The 17,463-nt window shown below is 38.7% G+C and carries 18 protein-coding genes and 3 pseudogenes; 5 read left to right on the top strand and 16 right to left on the bottom strand.

Annotated features, from left to right (window positions below; translation table 11 throughout):
* Positions 1 to 131: 131 nt before the first annotated feature.
* The gene (locus tag MUB24_RS20020; RefSeq protein WP_244707274.1) at positions 132 to 701 is read left to right on the top strand and encodes a helix-turn-helix domain-containing protein; all 570 of its coding nucleotides are present in this window, start codon (positions 132 to 134) and stop codon (positions 699 to 701) included.
* Between the two features lie 68 nt (positions 702 to 769).
* Here the strand turns inward: MUB24_RS20020 and MUB24_RS23850 are convergent, their stop codons facing one another.
* Positions 770 to 1,057, bottom strand: coding sequence for a helix-turn-helix domain-containing protein (locus MUB24_RS23850; RefSeq protein ID WP_483869171.1), 288 nt, complete (start codon positions 1,055 to 1,057; stop codon positions 770 to 772).
* A gap of 272 nt (positions 1,058 to 1,329) precedes the next feature.
* Positions 1,330 to 1,878 carry a PadR family transcriptional regulator gene (locus tag MUB24_RS20015; RefSeq protein ID WP_244707272.1) on the bottom strand — a complete coding sequence of 183 codons (549 nt, stop codon included), beginning with the start codon at positions 1,876 to 1,878 and terminating at the stop codon, positions 1,330 to 1,332.
* 146 nt (positions 1,879 to 2,024) lie between these two features.
* Here MUB24_RS20015 and MUB24_RS20010 point away from each other — a divergent pair, with 146 nt between their 5' ends.
* Both MUB24_RS20010 and MUB24_RS23745 read left to right on the top strand, forming a co-directional pair.
* Positions 2,025 to 3,218, top strand: a complete 1,194-nt coding sequence (locus tag MUB24_RS20010; RefSeq protein WP_244707270.1) for an alpha/beta hydrolase family protein — start codon at positions 2,025 to 2,027, stop codon at positions 3,216 to 3,218.
* 174 nt (positions 3,219 to 3,392) lie between these two features.
* Positions 3,393 to 3,558: pseudogene (locus MUB24_RS23745) on the top strand (Tn3 family transposase); the annotation flags it as partial.
* A 313-nt stretch (positions 3,559 to 3,871) separates the two neighbouring features.
* On the opposite strand, the gene MUB24_RS20005 reads toward MUB24_RS23745, so the two are convergent.
* Complete coding sequence (locus tag MUB24_RS20005; RefSeq protein WP_244707268.1) at positions 3,872 to 4,021, bottom strand: hypothetical protein; 150 nt, start codon at positions 4,019 to 4,021, stop codon at positions 3,872 to 3,874.
* 395 nt (positions 4,022 to 4,416) lie between these two features.
* Here MUB24_RS20005 and MUB24_RS20000 point away from each other — a divergent pair, with 395 nt between their 5' ends.
* Positions 4,417 to 4,632: a helix-turn-helix domain-containing protein gene (locus tag MUB24_RS20000; RefSeq protein ID WP_244707266.1), complete on the top strand. Its 216-nt coding sequence runs from the start codon at positions 4,417 to 4,419 to the stop codon at positions 4,630 to 4,632.
* Positions 4,633 to 4,746: 114 nt separating this feature from the next.
* Positions 4,747 to 5,116: pseudogene (locus MUB24_RS23845) on the top strand (IS4 family transposase); the annotation flags it as partial.
* Between the two features lie 133 nt (positions 5,117 to 5,249).
* On the opposite strand, the gene MUB24_RS19990 reads toward MUB24_RS23845, so the two are convergent.
* From MUB24_RS19990 to MUB24_RS19930, 13 genes and pseudogenes are all read right to left on the bottom strand, one after another.
* Positions 5,250 to 5,639: a PTS sugar transporter subunit IIA gene (locus tag MUB24_RS19990; RefSeq protein WP_244707264.1), complete on the bottom strand. Its 390-nt coding sequence runs from the start codon at positions 5,637 to 5,639 to the stop codon at positions 5,250 to 5,252.
* Positions 5,640 to 5,641: 2 nt separating this feature from the next.
* On the bottom strand, positions 5,642 to 6,403 hold the full coding sequence (gene nagB / locus MUB24_RS19985; RefSeq protein WP_244707262.1) for a glucosamine-6-phosphate deaminase: 762 nt from the start codon (positions 6,401 to 6,403) through the stop codon (positions 5,642 to 5,644).
* 19 nt (positions 6,404 to 6,422) lie between these two features.
* Positions 6,423 to 7,409 (bottom strand): type I phosphomannose isomerase catalytic subunit, encoded by a 987-nt coding sequence (locus tag MUB24_RS19980; RefSeq protein WP_280517085.1) that lies wholly within the window; start codon positions 7,407 to 7,409, stop codon positions 6,423 to 6,425.
* Positions 7,406 to 8,128 carry an SIS domain-containing protein gene (locus tag MUB24_RS19975; protein ID WP_244707257.1) on the bottom strand — a complete coding sequence of 241 codons (723 nt, stop codon included), beginning with the start codon at positions 8,126 to 8,128 and terminating at the stop codon, positions 7,406 to 7,408. The genes MUB24_RS19980 and MUB24_RS19975 overlap by 4 nt, the downstream gene beginning before the upstream one ends.
* A 96-nt stretch (positions 8,129 to 8,224) precedes the next feature.
* Positions 8,225 to 9,610: an NTP transferase domain-containing protein gene (locus MUB24_RS19970; RefSeq protein ID WP_244707256.1), complete on the bottom strand. Its 1,386-nt coding sequence runs from the start codon at positions 9,608 to 9,610 to the stop codon at positions 8,225 to 8,227.
* Positions 9,611 to 9,674: 64 nt separating this feature from the next.
* Positions 9,675 to 10,514 carry a PTS system mannose/fructose/sorbose family transporter subunit IID gene (locus MUB24_RS19965; RefSeq protein WP_244707254.1) on the bottom strand — a complete coding sequence of 280 codons (840 nt, stop codon included), beginning with the start codon at positions 10,512 to 10,514 and terminating at the stop codon, positions 9,675 to 9,677.
* Positions 10,515 to 10,538: 24 nt separating this feature from the next.
* Entirely contained in the window at positions 10,539 to 11,285 is a 747-nt protein-coding gene (locus MUB24_RS19960; protein ID WP_244707252.1) for a PTS mannose/fructose/sorbose/N-acetylgalactosamine transporter subunit IIC, read from the bottom strand.
* A gap of 513 nt (positions 11,286 to 11,798) precedes the next feature.
* Positions 11,799 to 12,215 carry a hypothetical protein gene (locus tag MUB24_RS19955; RefSeq protein WP_244707250.1) on the bottom strand — a complete coding sequence of 139 codons (417 nt, stop codon included), beginning with the start codon at positions 12,213 to 12,215 and terminating at the stop codon, positions 11,799 to 11,801.
* A gap of 108 nt (positions 12,216 to 12,323) precedes the next feature.
* Positions 12,324 to 13,643, bottom strand: a complete 1,320-nt coding sequence (locus tag MUB24_RS19950) for a neutral/alkaline non-lysosomal ceramidase N-terminal domain-containing protein (RefSeq protein ID WP_244707248.1) — start codon at positions 13,641 to 13,643, stop codon at positions 12,324 to 12,326.
* A 21-nt stretch (positions 13,644 to 13,664) separates the two neighbouring features.
* Complete coding sequence (locus tag MUB24_RS19945; RefSeq protein ID WP_244707246.1) at positions 13,665 to 14,327, bottom strand: N-acetylmannosamine-6-phosphate 2-epimerase; 663 nt, start codon at positions 14,325 to 14,327, stop codon at positions 13,665 to 13,667.
* Between the two features lie 74 nt (positions 14,328 to 14,401).
* A complete protein-coding gene (locus tag MUB24_RS19940; protein ID WP_244707244.1) occupies positions 14,402 to 14,878 on the bottom strand; it encodes a PTS sugar transporter subunit IIB in 477 nt (158 codons plus the stop codon).
* 193 nt (positions 14,879 to 15,071) lie between these two features.
* A pseudogene (locus MUB24_RS23840) lies at positions 15,072 to 16,177 on the bottom strand (ISAzo13-like element transposase-related protein).
* Positions 16,178 to 16,532: 355 nt separating this feature from the next.
* Entirely contained in the window at positions 16,533 to 17,408 is an 876-nt protein-coding gene (locus tag MUB24_RS19930) for a MurR/RpiR family transcriptional regulator (protein WP_244707240.1), read from the bottom strand.
* Positions 17,409 to 17,463 lie beyond the last annotated feature (55 nt).

Raw genomic sequence — 17,463 nt, 5'->3', positions numbered from 1 at the left:
GCCCGACATTGGCTTGCGAAACCTTTGTCATTATAGCAGAGGAGGACTTTTTTTATCATACGTAAAGGTACTTCCGTTTCTGTTCTCCCACGCATAGCGTGGGGCTTAATCAGGAGTTACAGCAAAGAAAAATGATGAGCCAAAAAAAATGGTATAAAAAAGATAACTTCTCCATTTACTTAAGCAATTATGGTCACTTAGATGAAAATTCCTTAGATCAATTGTTACAAATTATGGATAGCTTGGTCGAAGTAGAAATTAATCACAAATTCAGGAAAAAGCAATTTTTCCCCGCTAAAATTGATGAATTAGAAGCGCAGCAGCTTTTTTTGAACATCCTATCTACTTTGCAGCATAAAAATTATCAATGCACCAAAAAAAGTTTAGCATCACAAATTTATGTATATATCGCTGCTCATACCAAGCAACCATTTTCGCTCACAGAGTTATCACAGGAGTTTTCTTACCATAAAGCATACATTATTGAATTGATTAAAGATGCATACTCTACCACTCCTTCCCAACTACACACACATTTGCGGATGGAAGAAGCAAAATCATTATTAAAAAGCACTAGTTCACCTATTCAAGAAATTGCTTATGAAGTTGGCTTTCATGATCCTGCTTATTTCAGTAAGCAATTTAAAAAGAACACCGGCGTAACCCCAAAAATATATCGTAAACAATATCGTAATTCCTAAGCTAAAACAATTCTGAATTGTTCAGTAATGTGACATCATTTGTTACTCCTACAATACCTCGCATATTCCTATGGTGTCTTTTCCAAGCTGGGTGGAAGCAGCGAGGGGAGCAAGTTTAAGTGTAGGAATGGGTGAGGACTTTTCCAGTTGTGGTAATAATATTGGTAGGAGGAATAGAGCCTAGTTTGTCTTCTTTTTAACCCATCCATTCCCTGAGACTTATAGACTTTCACCCATTCAATTATTGATGTTTCGCTACCCATATTATATTTTTTTGCCAATGATTTATATCCTAGGTTGCCATATAAACACTCGGTGACAAGCTTTATTTTAAATTCCTCACTATATTTAGCCATAAAAACAACCTCCGAAAATTAGATGTTCTACTCTAACTTTCGGGGGTAGGTACCTTCTTACTTACCCAGTTAATATTACACTCCCAGGGTTCCTTTTAACCCTATTTCCACATTATTTTTCTAATACTAAAAATTTCCCCCTGTATACAGCAACCTTTTAGAAATAGTATTTGTATAGTTCTCGTCTTAAATGATCACTTATGTTCACCGCCGCAGGTAGAACCCCAATCATGCAGCTTGGAACAATAAGCATTTACCTTTATTCTAGGTGTCTACCTATTGGTATGTTGTTTTAACAACTGAAGCATCCTATCACACCAAAGAATACTTGCCTCCTCGAAGTTTATCCCCATTTTAATAACAGAAATGGTGGAGAACAAGGGATGATTGATGTCAGGGTTCTGTTCTTCGAAGGAAGAAATTCTCTTTTTATAATCACCAAGCGTACGTTCATGTTGTTCTTTATTCTTCTTTATCAGGCTAAACAATTCATCTGGTTTTAATAACCATGAACTGTACAGCTTTAACAGAAAGGTCTTCGAATCCTCAACTTCAGGAAGCTCTTGCACCCACGACTTTAAAGCGTCAATGCCACTAGCCGTAATTCTGTAAATTTTTCGAGGCGGACGATAAGACTCTTGTTCAATGGCTTGCAATTCAATAAATCCGGATTTTTCCAATTTCGATAGAGATGGATAAAGTTGATTATTGTTTATTTTATAAAAATAGATAATTCTGCTGTTGATTTGCTGCTTCATTTCATATCCGCTTAACGGTTCTCGTGCTAATAATCCTAATAAGGTGTATTGGATATTATTCATTAAGTTCCCCTCTTTCAGGCTTTTGGTTTATATAATTTCATTTAGATAGGTTAATTATAACATAAAATAATAGTTGACATATAAAATCGCATGGGATAACATTTACTTAGGTTAATATTAACATAATATGAGGAGTGTGTATTATTGTGAAACTTATTTTTGAAGATCAGACATTTTCATTCGAATTGCTTCGGACAATGGGTTACGCTGCTTTTGGAGGGGCGGACATAGGTGAATGCCTATCTACTGCCTATCGAATTGAAGAAGGAAATTTTAAAAGTTGGTATGAAGAATGGCTAAAGACTGCAATCAGGGTTCATCGGGAAGCTGACGAAAGCAGCAAGCATGGCAATATGAGCAGTGCGAGAGACTTTTACTTACGTGCATCGAATTACTACCGTACAGCTGAATTTTTTCTCCATGGCAATCCAGAGGACAAACGTATTCTGGAAACGTGGGGACTAAGCCGAAGCACATTCAGACAGGCACTCACTTTACTTGATCATCATTGGGAGATTGTGACTATCCCTTATGAAGATACGGAATTACCTGGTTACTTGTATTTAGCAGGAAATCAGCCCGCTCCGGTCCTGATTGTTCACGGTGGATATGATTCCACCGCAGAAGAGCTTTATTTCCAAGTTGTTATCTCAGCTTTAGAAAAAGGGTATCATTGTTTGGTATTCGAGGGACCAGGACAAGGAGCTGTTATACGCGAGCAACGAATTCCATTCAGACATGACTGGGAGGCTGCTGTAACACCAGTGGTCGATTACCTGACCGAGCGTCCAGAGGTTATCTCTGACAAAATTGCATTAATGGGTATCAGTTTAGGTGGGTATTTGGCTCCGCGCGCGGCTGCTTATGAACACAGGCTTGCTGCATGCATAGCAAATGACGGCCTATTCTCCTTCCAAGTGGGAAAAATAGCTGCGGCATTAGGCGGAGAAGAAAGTGGAGAACTCAATTTAAATTCACCAGAGATGGAGAACTTTATTGCGTCGATTATGGCACAAAATACAAGCATTCGATGGGGAATTGAAAATGGACAGTTCACTTTTTCAGCAACTAATCTGGAAGAGCTGGTGCACAAAACGGAACCTTTTACCTTAGAAGGCGTTGCTGGGAAAATCAAGTGTCCGGTACTCGTTTGCGAAGCTGAACATGATCATGCCTTTGCAGGACAACCCGAACAATTGTACAAATCCTTAAGAAGTTCCAAAACGTATATGAAGTTTACTGCTGAAGATTCTGCTGAAGAACATTGCCATTTTGGAGCATTAAAATTAGCTAACCACCGTATATTCACCTGGTTAGATCAAGTTTTGAATAAAGAATAAGTTTCTTTTAAAAAATACAGAAGCTAGGTGAGGATTACATCACCTTTTAAGTGCCTCTCCCCAAAACGGGAAGTAGGCACTTTTTGTTTTTTCTGGAGTAGCAACAAAGCTGCCTGTTCCATATGCGATGGACCTGTTACACTTTTTCAAACGGGATTTAGAAATTATAAAAAACGAAGAAAAATACAAAAAAGATTGAACAAAGGAGGAGCCATGAATGGACGGGCAAGTGCTATTCTTTTTGGAAAACAAGGAGAGCTTTGGGACAACCATATAGCAGCCATTGCAAAGAGCCAGTGATTTAAACATAATTATTCATGCAATTAGTATCTGGAATACAGGTACCAGGTTCTGGCAAGTTTAATTAGGAATTGGAATCTTCCGAATTGCGTCAGAACCTGGCACTTAACACTAAGTCGTAAACGTAAAAAACCCCAGATTTCAGAAAAATAGTTCTGAATACTGGGGGCTATTTGACTTGCCTATTTTCTGTTAGGATGAACAGTAACGAGTTAAACAAACTAAAAAATAACGCCACTACATTTCCTTTATTTTTTAGTTTATTTATGTCATAATGAGAATATAATAAAAAGAGAAGTGCTACTAACACTTCTCCCGCAACCTCTACCGTCAGGGTGGTGGTTGCAAAAAAACTAAATCTTCTTTTGAGAACCACCCTTTTGCTTGCGACGGCTTAGGGTGGTTTTCTCTTTTTCTAGAACCGTTCTTTTGAAGATGTGTGCGCTTACTGCTCGCACAATCCCCTTCAGAACCTCTCGTAGAAATTCGAGAAATGTTTCCATGGCGATGTCACCTCCTTATCCATAGATGGAAAGAAGAGTGACAACCAACCACCCTCACAATATTCGGTTGCTAGTTTGATATTACCATATTTTTATGTAAATGGCTATCCGATTTAAAAACAAACGTTCTTCTTTATATGCAAATTTCTAATACGGATAAACTATTATATAACTTTGCATCTTTGATCTAGCAACTCTCTGGATACCGCAAAACGAGATGTTATACTCGATACGTAATACCAGCAAACCAAAGCTATTTATTATTTCTCTCTCATATATTCACTGATTTCATTACTTACACGATCAAATTCTTCATTATTAACCTATATCTGACTGAGGTTCATGAAACTTCTGATTGTATAATTTTGTAAAAGAAATCGAGAAGGGGACTAGCTATGGACGTATTAGGCGAACGCTTAAGGGATCTTCGCGTAGAAAATGGCTATAAACAGGTAGATTTAGCAAAACTCCTTAATGTGACAACGACTGCCTATGGTTATTACGAACAAGGCCGAAACGAACCATCATTGGAGTCAATCATAAAAATAGCCAATTTCTATAAAGTTTCCGCTGATTATTTACTAGGGTTAATCAATACACCCAAACACTAAATTACGTATATTCTGCCTGATCTTCATAAGACTGTACGTTAAATCTAATTTTAGAACCCCATGAAGTGTATAAATTTTTTTACTAGGATTTTAATGAAAAAGGTTTGGATAAGGGATATTAGAGTCCTTTTCAAGTGTACAAAGAGTCTTTTGCGCCTTCAAAAAGAAGTACAAGGGAGGTTTTTTGATCCCATGATCAGTCATACTACTATAGTTTTTGCACGTTATATCATTCTAGCTTGGCAACATCGATGCAGTACAGACGACAGAACTGTATGTGGATTATTCTATGAACTCTGTGATGAAGTCAGCGAATTAGATTGGGCAATCGCTTTACAGCAGCTAGTTGAATTAATTCAGGATGTCATGAAAAAACTAATCGTAAATTCACATCGTGTATATAAAAAGTCAATTAGGTCAATAGGTTGCGGATCTACCTAGATACATCAAGGATTACCTGCCTAGTTTGTGCTGCGAAAGTTAAGTACCTAAAAACTTGTCGGTTTACACCAACCAAAATTCATCCCCTCCCTGCTCGCTATCGCTCCCTGAGGAAGAGGACTTCATTTGATAAGCTGTTGTTAAATCGGGATAAAAATTTTCATGATACTTATGCTTCAAAAAGCTTTAACACTGTCTTGTGTTTCTTTTATAATTTCTTTCACCAATTCATCCACGCTCAATGAGTCTTTCAACATGATACCAGTAAGTAAACCTGGCAAATTGATACCAGCGATAATCCTCACTTGTTTTTTTGTACTTCTCGCTATTTCTAATGCTGCTTTGAATGGCGTGCCACCTATCAAATCACAAAGAACAATAACAGGAGCGTCTTCATCCATTTGATTAATTGTTGATAATAGCTTCTCTTTATACGTATCAGTGCTTTCCTCAGAATGTAATGGACAAATTTCTACACCCGCTTCTGAACCGCTTATAAATTCTCCTGTATGTTTTAAACCTTCTGGAAATTGATCATGTCCCGCAAGAATAAGAGCCGTCATCATCTTCATGACCTCTCCGCAGAACGTTTTTGATCCACTAATTGCGCCGCCTTACTGTCCACATGCATTTCAGTGTCGTGATGCAAATGAAGTAAGGTTGCTGGAATTTGGGTTGTGATAGTAGCATCCATAATCGTATTGACAATTTCTGCTTTATGCTTACCAGAAGCAACTAATAGGATTTTTTTCGCTCCAAGAATTGTCGCCATCCCCATCGTTAATGCGTGTCGAGGAACTTCATCCATACTAGAAAAGAAACGCGAATTCGCTTCAATCGTAGACTGTGTCAAATCAACAAGATGAGTATACGATTGTAGCTCATCTGCTGGTTCATTAAATCCAATATGGCCATTGAGGCCGATTCCATCTATAAGAATATCGAATCCACCAGCTTGTTTGATTTTCAATTCATATTCTTGACAATAGCGAGCAACATCTTCCAAGTTATTGCTAGGAACACGTATGTGATGAATATTTTGTTCAGAAACATTAACATGAGCAAAAAGATGTTCCCGCATAAAATATGAATAGCTTTGTGGATCATTTTTATCCAAACCGTAATATTCATCTAAATTAAATGTTGTAACCTGCGAAAAATCTAAATCTTCTTCCCGATGGAGACGTACAAGTTCTTGATAAATACCAATCGGTGTACTGCCAGTGGCAAGGCAGAGCACCGTATGAGGATTATTTCGAATTTCCCTAGCGATCATATTTGCTACAGCCCGGCTCATATCATTGTAAGTTTCGTGTTTAACTATTAGCATCTATATCCTCCTCATCGTCCTATTTTTCATAGAAAACCCTAAGCAAAGTCATAGTTTTTCTTGATTGAATCATATACGTAGAAAAATCAGCAGGAACCAAAATCGTATCCCCGGCTTGGATGGAAAGTTTGCCCTGATCTTTATAATGCAATGTTCCTTCCCCTCGAGCACAGATCAAAACGTCTGGCTGACCTTTTTTCCCCATAGACAGTGTTAACGTCTTAGAAAAATCCCATTTATCAATACTAAAACAATCCGGATCATGAATCAGTTGTTCGTACGTTTCATTCGGAAGCTGTTTAATCCGTTTACGAGTACAAGGAACGGTTTGTGAATGATATATGAGAACGTCTGCCGCTCTGTCTACATGGAGTTCCCGGCCATCTCCCACTGCATCCCCCCTGCCCCAATCATATACACGATACGTTACATCCGATGTTTGTTGAATTTCAATTAATAAAATCCCCGGCGTTACCGTATGAACAGTTCCAGGTGGGATCAGAATAAAATCATCTTCTTGTACATCTATATACTGTAAATACTCTTCAACACGTCCATCAGTAATTGCTTGCTCATACACATGGCGATTGGGAAAGGTATGTCCATAATTTATACGTGTTCCTGATTCAGCCTCTAGAATATACCATGATTCTGTCTTTCCGTAATCGCCATCGTATTTCAATGCATACGTATCATCGGGATGTACTTGCACGGAAAGATTTTGCTCTGCGTACAGAAAAGAGATCAAGATTGGAAAACAATCTTTTTCCGTATGACCTAAGTAAAGCGACGGATATTCTTGGATAATTTCTGTTATTTTTTTCCCAGCTAAATCTCCGTTCAGACAAACACTAACACTACTTTTATGACCGGATAATGTCCATACCTCGCCAATGGCTCCCTCTGTTTTCAATTGAAAAAGTTCCTTCAACCGTTGTCCACCCCAAATACGTGTTTTAGGCAACGGTTGAAATTTTAAAGGGTACGATAGGAAATGATCGCTCATTTCACATATCTCTCAAACAGCTTGTTATTGTATTCGTCTGCTCCATCCACATTGCTACTACGAAAAACAGGTGGCTCATGGCCGTCCTGAATCAACCCTTCCACTGTTCCAATAATCAACATATGAGCCATTGCAACGCCGACAAGAGTGGATGTCGGTCCGATTGGATTTTCTAAACCTTCTAACGTAAAAGCAGCATCACCAAATGCAGATCCATTGTCTAAAACAACATCCGCTATTTCAAACAATCGCTTGCCACTCGTATGGCGGGAGCTTACTTGTGACGAATGTGTTAAACTCGTCATCGCAATCACATTACATCCCATCTCTTTCGCTTTCAAAGCCATTTCCACTGGAACCGGATTTCGTCCTGAATTCGAGATAATCATTAGTACATCTTGTTTGCTTACATTATTTATTTTTAACAGCACTTCTCCGTAACCATCTAACCGCTCTAAATACGTACTTTTATTCGGCTGTTCATGCAACATCAGACTAGGTTCAAGTATAGCTGAGACAAGAGCCAATCCACCTGCTCGGTTATAAATTTCCTCAGCAATCATGTGAGAATGTCCCGTTCCAAACACATAAAACCGTCCCTCATTTTTTATCGCCTCTTTCACTAAATGAGACGCTTTGGTCATTGCACCCATTTGCTTTTCAAGCGTATCATCTAATACATTTTCGATATATTGTTTGTATTCAGCTTTTGCCGACACCTAAAAAACCTCCATTCGTGATTCACATTTGTATAAACCTGGATCTAACTATTGTTGTTTTGTCAAAGACTGTCTGTTTGCCCCTACTTCAAACCTTTACCACCCGTATCGTTCAGGTCCCCATTCTTTCTCGACCGTTTGTTGCTCGAGATATAAGAACGTTCCAGAGGGAACATCTTTATTCACGATCACACCTGGACCAATCGCACAATTCACGCCAATTTTAATACCTGGCATCAACAAGGTATTGATCCCTGTGCGCGTATGATCACCGATAAAAGCAGCTGTCCCATATTGACTTGGCTCTTCTCTACGACCATTTATTTTGTGTGGTTGATTTAAATCATCAAAGCGTAAGGTACCCACCGTGACACCTGCAGCAATATCAGTATAAGCACCGACAACCCCGTACACTTCACCGTAATGAACAGCGCTAACATGTTCGAAGGTAACCCCCTCGAATTCAGCACAATGTCCAAAACGATTATGGTGACCAATCACACTGTGAGCACCGATTTTACAATGATCTGTCAGGATCGCATCATGGCCGATAATCGTATTGGCACCTATGATGGCACCATTGTCTATAACCGTACGGTCACCAATGATAGCATTCCCTTCCAGCACAACCTGTTTACCTATTTTCACATTTTCACCTAAAATAACATTTCCAGACAATTCTGCAGTTGGGTGAATCGAAGCTGTTAACGAAATCTTGTTCTCCGTTAACGTACCCACTTCGGTTTCGGTTACTAGCTTAGCCGCTTCGATAATATGCCATGGTTTATCCAAATCCACCGCTTGATTTTCTGCTGAAATGCATGTGAATTTTTTTCCTTGTTCGACTAAAGATTGCAATGTTTGCTCAAACTCTGCCTCCATATGAGGCATGGCACCAACGTTGACATTCTTCATCATATTCGGTGTCTTCGCTAATGCCGCTTGTAAATTATTTGTTCGCAATGCATAGATCCCCATTAAACGGTGATCAACATAATGTGGACGTGGATGGCCATATATATTTACAATTTGCCCGTCCTCTGTGGTCTTCGCACAAAACCAATCTTGTGCTCGTTCATGTTGGAGTGAATTCCCCAGCAATACGCCATCGTCAGCCACAGTATGAAACCGCTGAATCACACGTTTTAAAAGATCATCCGTTACCACAATATCTCCGTAAATGACTAACACCTCTTCACTCTTTATCTGTTTCATTGCGTGTTCTAGAGCATCAGCTGTTCCACGCAAAGCAGCAACCGGAAGGATGTGTACATTGTTTTCTCCCGCAACGAAAGAGAGGATCTCCCTTTCCAAATAATGGGTGACGACAGTAATCTGTTGAAAATCGAGCCGCTGCAGTTGTTTCACTAAGCGGATAATATTCGGAACCCCACCTATAGGTAAGCCCGCTTTTGGATGACAAGCATTGAAGGGCCAAATCTTCTTCCCTTCACCGGCAGCAAGTATAACTGCTGTCTTCATCGAGTATTCCCTCCCATCTAGTAGTCCAACTTTATACAATATACGAAAGCAAAAAAGCCTCTACCTACTCACCTGCAAGAATGCCTGTACCTCCAAACAAGAAAGCTAATGCAAAGATCCCAAGTAAAATTTTGTTTAAAGAAACGCCTCGCTTAATACAGAATATAACAATTAATGTGGCAATTAACGGCAACATGCTAGGAAGAATTGAATCAAGAACATCTTGTACAGCAGTTTCTTCCTCACCAATCTTGTATTTCAGTGGTGTAGAAATATTCACCCAGCTAGCCACCAACACTCCTAGTACAAGTAATCCAAGTACAGAAGCACCTTCTTGAATCTTTTGCACAATATTACTTTCCTTCATTTGTTTCAAAAAACTAATACCTGTTTTACGCCCGTATACTAAAGATCCATAACGAAAGCCAAAATTCAAAATATTCCACAGTACTAAAAATAAAATCGGCCCAACGATACTACCTTGTACAGCCATTGTCGCTCCAACACTTGCAAGAATAGGGCGAATCGTCCCCCAAAATAAGGAATCACCAATACCGGCCAACGGCCCCATTAATCCAACCTTAATATTATTGATCGCTTGTTCCATTTTATTTCCTTTGGCATTCTGCTCTTCCATAACGATCGTCACACCAAGCACAGGATTCGCCATCCATGGATGCGAATTAAACATTTCTAGATGGCGCTTTAATGCAGCCGCACGATCTTCAGTTGTTTTATACAATTTTTTAATCACCGGAATCATAGCAAATGCATAGCCTTGCGCTTGGAATCTTTCATAATTGATCGTTGATTTTATAAAAAGCGAGCGCCAAAAAACTTTGCGCATATCTTTTTTCGTAATTTCTGGTATATCCGTTTGAGTGTTTTTTCGTTCTTCAGCCATCTTTTTGCCTCCCTTCCTCTTTTTTTAATTAGTAGCGGCTTTTTCATTCATCCGATTGACATGCAGCAGCATCAGTCCTACACCGATAATTGCTACTCCAAGTAATTCCATCTCCAAATAAGCAGCTAAAGCAAAACCGATAATAAAATATGGAAGTAATTTCTTACTGCTCATCATCGTAAATAACATCGCAAAACCGAGTGCAGGTAAAATGCCACCCGCTAAAGTGAAACTATCCATAACCCATTGAGGAACAGCTTCCACCGCAGCTTTCACCGCATTGACTCCAAGTAAAATGGCTAGGAACGCTGGAATAAAACCTTGTAAAAAGAATAGAAAGGATCCGGTATACTGTAGGCGTTCAATACCAGCAATATTCGCTTGTTCAGCATACTTATCTGCTCGGTGTAATAATCCAATATTTCCAGTCCAAATCAGCATTTGCAACGATTGCGACGCTATTGCAACAGGAACAGCTAGTGCAGCCCCAGCTTCCGCTCCGATTCCTGAAAGGATTGAAAGCGATGCTGCAATTGACGTAGCCATAGTCGCATCTGGTGGTACAGCGGCTCCGATTGCTACCACCCCCAGATACATAAACTCAATGGTTCCTCCCACCATGAGTCCAGTTTTCAAATCACCCAATGCTAACCCCATTAGCATACCTACTACGAGTGGACGTTGAATCATCGTATCACCCCAACCGAACACATCCCATTGGGCAATCCCGGCTATAAGCGCAACGATTAAAGCAGTCCAAAATAGTTCCATTGTTATCCCTCCCGAAATAGTATTTTCAGATCGAAATATAAAATATTTCATTTATGCGTTTGAATGAACAGTACGATACTACCAATTGAAAATTCTCTTATTCCGACTAACTTTGCCTTCATATCAAGGTTAGTACCAAAAAAGGTAGGTTTTTAAAAATTACATTGCTAAAATCACTATATGCTGTATCTTACATAGCAAATAGAGGTATACATGTAGTGTGTATATGAGCAAAACACCTTTTTTGGGTGAAAACCATCAAATTGTATTTTTAATATGCGTTCAAAAGGAAAAAAAGAAGAAAGGTTTCTCATCCCATTGTTTCAGATTTCTAACCCCACGATAGATGACTTAAGGCATATTAAAATAAATAATAAGTCAATTTATACTAATCTCACTGTTTTGCCATAAACATAAACATTAAAAATCTACTTTTTCTTTTCTATATTCTAAAAAATATACGTTAATTGAAGGAAAGTATCTCATTTTCGCTAAAAGATGGCATCTGTTTGTTCAATTTTCTTTAATGGCATCACTTTCCTGACCTTTTTGCAGAATAAGCTGTTTTCTTACTTCCTTCACAGTTAGTCTAGTAAAAAGTCTGGTCGCTTTAAAATTTGGGTCTATCTGGCTCTCCCCGTCCACGATATCCTGGATATCCTGTGATAGGTTAGGGGGTTTTTCTTCTTCCACTTTCTTTCTACCTCTTGCATGGAAATTATCCCCAATTGGGGTCCCAGTTTCCAACTCTAATCTGCCTTTCCTTATGGTATCCTTACTAACATGAAACTCCTTCGTAACAATGGATTGACCTCTTTTTCCAATCGCTTCCGCTGTCTTAGCTAGTGCGGTACGTTTATCTGAACCCGTTAACTTGTGGTTGCTCTCAATCAAAATATATTTGTATTTGTTAAAATAGTCTTGTATCATAGTATCTGTATCCTTTGTTATGTTTTTTTGTTTTTGTCGATATTAACAATTAAAAAACATTTAAAGTATATTTTTACAAAAATTGACTATTTATTTTTTGGACGTGCTTTACTTCCTAAAATCCTTTGTATCTATCACTGTATAAAGGGAATGTACTGCCGAATCACGGATATGCTCCGCTTCTCCTTTTTCTAGTAAGGTCATCAACGACTCATAATCTGAATTTTCATAGTACTCTTCCGGGACTATATAACCGATCTGGTCATTCGTATTCCCAAGAATAAAGAGAGGTATATCTTTAAACTGATCTTTGATATCTTTCCCTGTTTCAAAAAATAATTCACCTGGTATAGCAATAAAAATCATTTCTCCCAGTCTTATTAATTGAATATACGTTTTCAAGTCAGAAATTCCTTGTAATTGACGACCAGTTCCCAGCGTATACATAAAACCTTCAATTTCAGACTCAAGCTTTCTTACTTTCGCAGATTGACCCTTTATAGATTTTTCCTTTTCATATTCCGTTTGTAATTTTACTAACTTCTCATTCAGACTTTTTTCATCTTCAAATTTCCGTACAGTAACGTTCAATGACTGCTGCTTTCCAATGGCATCCGTATCGGTTATCTTCCGTGTATCGTTTAACGTGCGCAAAACACCATCTGACAATAATGAACTCATCCGCTCCACTTCTTTAAAAGTCGCTTCTTTACGTGTAAAACGCGTACTAATTTCTCCACATGGCCCATTTAAAAATAAGGCAAACTTGATGGTATCTTTTGTTTCTAATTGCCGACAAGTTTCTCCTGGGAAGTCGGCACTTATAAGGCGACTTTCAGCATCAATAATAGTCGGATGGCATCCAAAATGATAAAGAACGGTACTTTGTCCTGACGGATGTTTACATTCAACCACTTGCAATTCTGGATTATGTGGTTGATCAGGGTTATTGCGGTTGCTGGCAATCCCGTCCACTCGACTTTTTCCATAATATAATTCGCATGGTTCCATTGTTTGTAATGCAGCGGCAATCGCCTTAATAATTTGATCATGTTGATTTTTAACTAAAGAATCATCGTAACCAACCCAACCGTTCGACAAAGGCAATGCCTTCTGAATAGGTGAGGACTCAGCTAAATTTCCACCTGGACCCGTATGATTATGTGTAGCATGAATCAACATATTTTCCTGATGAATACCAAAACAACGATTGACCTGTTCTTTTACTTGATTTGTATAGGCTTTGTCAACATAGAGAATATCCAAGCTAACAAAGACTACAGTCTGTTGATCATTTTTAATAGCGATCACTCGAGCATAGAGAGGATCATGCACCCCTTCTGCAGGCTTTTTGAATTTACGACCTGCAAAATATGCCCCCAAGGGTGGGGTAATCGCTTTCTTTCCACTTCCACAGTATACTGTCATACTAACTATCTCCTTTAGCGTTTATTGAACCTTGCTTACAAATTGCTTTGTAATCGATTGGGGCCGTGTGATGGCCGACCCGATGACAACCCAACTCACACCAATCTCAAAAGCTCGTTCAACATGTTCAGGACAAGCGATACCCCCTTCAGCAATAACTGGAAGCGGTAATTGTTGTACCAACTGTTTCATAAGCGAAAAAGCTGGTTTGTCTTCGTGTTTCGTTTCTTCTGTATAGCCACATAAAGTCGTCCCCAAATAATCAACCCCAGCCGCAAATGCATATTGTCCTTCCTCTAAAGTTGAAATATCGGCCATAACTTTGCAGTCCGTTTGTTCACGCAATGCTTCAATGATTTCCTTTAAACTCCGACCATCTGGCCTAGAGCTTTTCGTACAATCCATCGCAATGATCTGTGCTCCTGCATATGAGACGGCCAGTGCATCCTCTAATGTAGGTGTGATCATTGGAAGATAACCCGGATAATTCTTTTTCAAAATCCCGATAATAGGGAGATCAACATGCTCTTTAATCGTGGCAATATCTGCGACTCCATTAGCACGAATCCCAATCGCTCCACCTTGCTTAGCAGCAACAGCCATTTGAGCCATAAACTGTGGTCCATGTAATGGCTCATCTTCATGTGCTTGACAGGAGACAATAATTCCCTTTTGATTCCACAATTTATTCCCTCCTCACTTTGAAAAGAAAAATACGCCATTCACCCTTTTTAGTGCGTATTAGGAAGGACCTTTCATTAAGACAAAAGCGAAAAAAGATCTTGCTTTTTATTCATAGGAGCCATCTGATAAAATAACGTCGCATCTTTTTCTTGTAGCTGTTTAAATATGTCACGATCATGATCATCTACAAACAGAGCTTTCTCTATTTTTGTCTTCCCGCTTTCATGATACATTCCACCAATGTTAATAGGGTCAATTGTTATTCCTAGGTTCAGTAAACTTAAAATAGTGTCAGGTTTTTTTGTAATTAACATTGTCTTCTGTTCATCTGCAGCTCCTTCTTTTATCGCGGTGGCACCATCCTCCACATTGTAAATCTCTACAGTAACACCAACAGGCACTGCTAATTCTACTAGCATCCGTTGTGTCTCGTCACCTGCTGTCTCGTCATCTATCACAATAATTTTTTCTGCACCAACATTCCGTGTCCAAGTGACCGCTACTTGTCCATGAATTAACCGTCCGTCTACACGTGTAAATACAATTGCCATGTTCATCAACCTTCCTTAGGCATATTAAAATAAATAATAAGTCAATTTATACTAATCTAACTGTTTTGCCATAAACATGAATATTAATAATCTACTTTTTCTTTTCTATATTCTAAAAAATATACGTTAATTGAAGGAAAGTATCTCATTTTCGCTAAAAAAGGCATAATTCCCCCTTTCCCCCAGATGTTATTTATTCCATTTGTAACATTCCTTTACAGTTATTGGGGGTTATCTCAACAAACCATTTCTCTATACCCTTTGCCCGGTCAAGACTCCATGACCTTTTTCTCCACCTCTTTCCCTGTCTCATATGCTTTTTCTGCAAGGGATACGCTGGGGTTATACATTTCAGCTCATGCTCTCCTCAAATCTTAAAACCGTTTCCTAGGTATCCACTATGCCTCCATTCCAATGTTGCTCTAACCGTCCCAAAACCCTTTCTTTGCTATGATAAGGGGGATAGTAGGCTAATAGAATCTTTAATCATATGTTGCCGCAAACTCAATGATACGTTTCATAAATTGTGTCCTACGACTGCTATTCTCCGGACCATTATCTGCATTGATGATAACTGTATCAACGTTATTTTGGAAGTTTTGTTTGATCCAGTACGCTTCTATACAATCAACTATAAAGTCTGCTGTGGCCTTTGTTTCCGTGAATATCAATTCTAGGTGATCATTCATCACCTCCAGAATTCCGAAGGGAGTGAGGTAGTCATTCCCAAAGTCATGATCGGCCGCTTGTACATTGCTCCGGCTCTTGCCTCCTCTAGAAAACGGTCCGATTTTCACTCTATCTTTGGTGTCGATCGATAATCGTACAACATTGCTTTTTAATCGGTTTTTATGATGCACTTTTTTCAGATTATCAAAGATGGCATCTGTTTGTTCAATTCTTTAATGGCATCACTTTCTTGACCTTTTTGCAGAATAAGCTGTTTTCTTACTTCCTTCACAGTTAGTCTAGTAAAAGTCTGGTCGTTTTAAAATTTAGGTCTATCTGGCTCTACCCGTCCACGATATCCTGTAATAGGTTAGGGAGTTTTTCTTCTTCCATTTTCTTTCTACCTCTTGCATGGAAATTATCCTCAATTGGGGTTCCAGTTTCCAACTCTAATCTGCCTTTCCTTATGGTATCCCACTAACATGAAACTCCTTCGCAACAATGGATTGACACCCTTTTCCAATCGTTTCCGCTGTCTTGGCTAGTGCGGTACGTTTTATCTGAACCCGTTAACTTGTGGATGCTCTCAATCAAAATATATTTGTATTTGTTAAAAAACTCTTGTATGATAGTAACTGTATCCTTTGTTATGTTTTTTTGTTTTTATCGATATTCAAAAGATATTTTTGTATATTTTTACAAAAATTTACTATTTATTTTTTGTGGACGTGCCTTATTTCAACTTTTGAAATATTCGTGGGCTTCTCGTGCCTTTCTGAAAGTTTTGATAAACATATCCTCCGTAATGTTATTCATGCATGTAGCAAGTGCCCCACTGCATGAAGAATTCATTTTATCCTCCTTTTGGCCTTCAACTATTCGCAATTTCTTACCTTCGACTTTGTGAGCAATGAGTGGGTATGATCATGACGGATAATTTGCTACAAATAGAAACACCCCCTTTTCGTACTGTCCTCAAACACAATTAGTATTTCTTTAACTTTACAGCTTCTGCAGTTGCACGAATCATTTCAATCGATTCGTCAAAATGTTCAAGCGCTACCCCCACCATCATCGCATCGATAACACCAAGCTGTGCAAGTAAAGAGGGCATGCCTCCACTTTCAAATGGCGCTTCGTGTATGGCATTTTGCAAAACAATATCGCTTTCGATGGCGATTGGTGAACGTGGATAGCCTGTCACCGCTATGGTCGGTGCACCTTGTTGTTTCACTTCCTTTAAAGCCTCCACGATTTCCTTTGTACTTCCTGATTGGGAAATAAGCAAAACAAGATCTTGTGACTTTACTGTAGCAGTAGACATTGCAATCGAATGACTATCGACATATTCCTTTGTAATAAGGCCCATCCGTGTAAAACGATAGGAAGCATACTCTGCAACAATACCTGAAGTCCCTAAACCATAGAGATAAATAATTCGAGCGGTACTTAATAATGTGGCTACACGATTTAGTTGATCTAGATCTAAACTTTGCAATGTTTCATTTAATGCAAAAATATTATTGGCAAATATTTTTTGAATGGCCGTATCCAGTGCATCGTTCTTGGAAATATTTTCGAAAATTTTTGGTGATTCTGACTCTACCATATTTCGTGCAAGAGCTAGTTTTAAATCATGAAATCCCATAAAACCAACTGCTTTACAAAAGCGAATCACAGTCGCTTCACTAACATTACTTTCTTTTGCTATTTCAGAAATACTACTATTGATAACCCTTTCAGTATTTTGCAGAAGATAGTCTGCCACCTTTTGTTCGGATTTACGCAATCCTTTATACATTCCCCTAATTTGTTGAATTGCATTCGCTGAAAGCATTTCACTGTTTAATTTTTCAATCATTGAATTCGCTTACCTCCTAAAATTAATTTCATTATATCACGTAGGAAAAATACAT

The sequence above is a fragment of the Lederbergia sp. NSJ-179 genome (assembly GCF_022867885.1).
Classification (GTDB): domain Bacteria; phylum Bacillota; class Bacilli; order Bacillales; family Bacillaceae_C; genus Lederbergia.
Note: the sequence above shows the minus strand (reverse complement) of the source record. Positions and strands in the feature narration are given on the sequence as shown.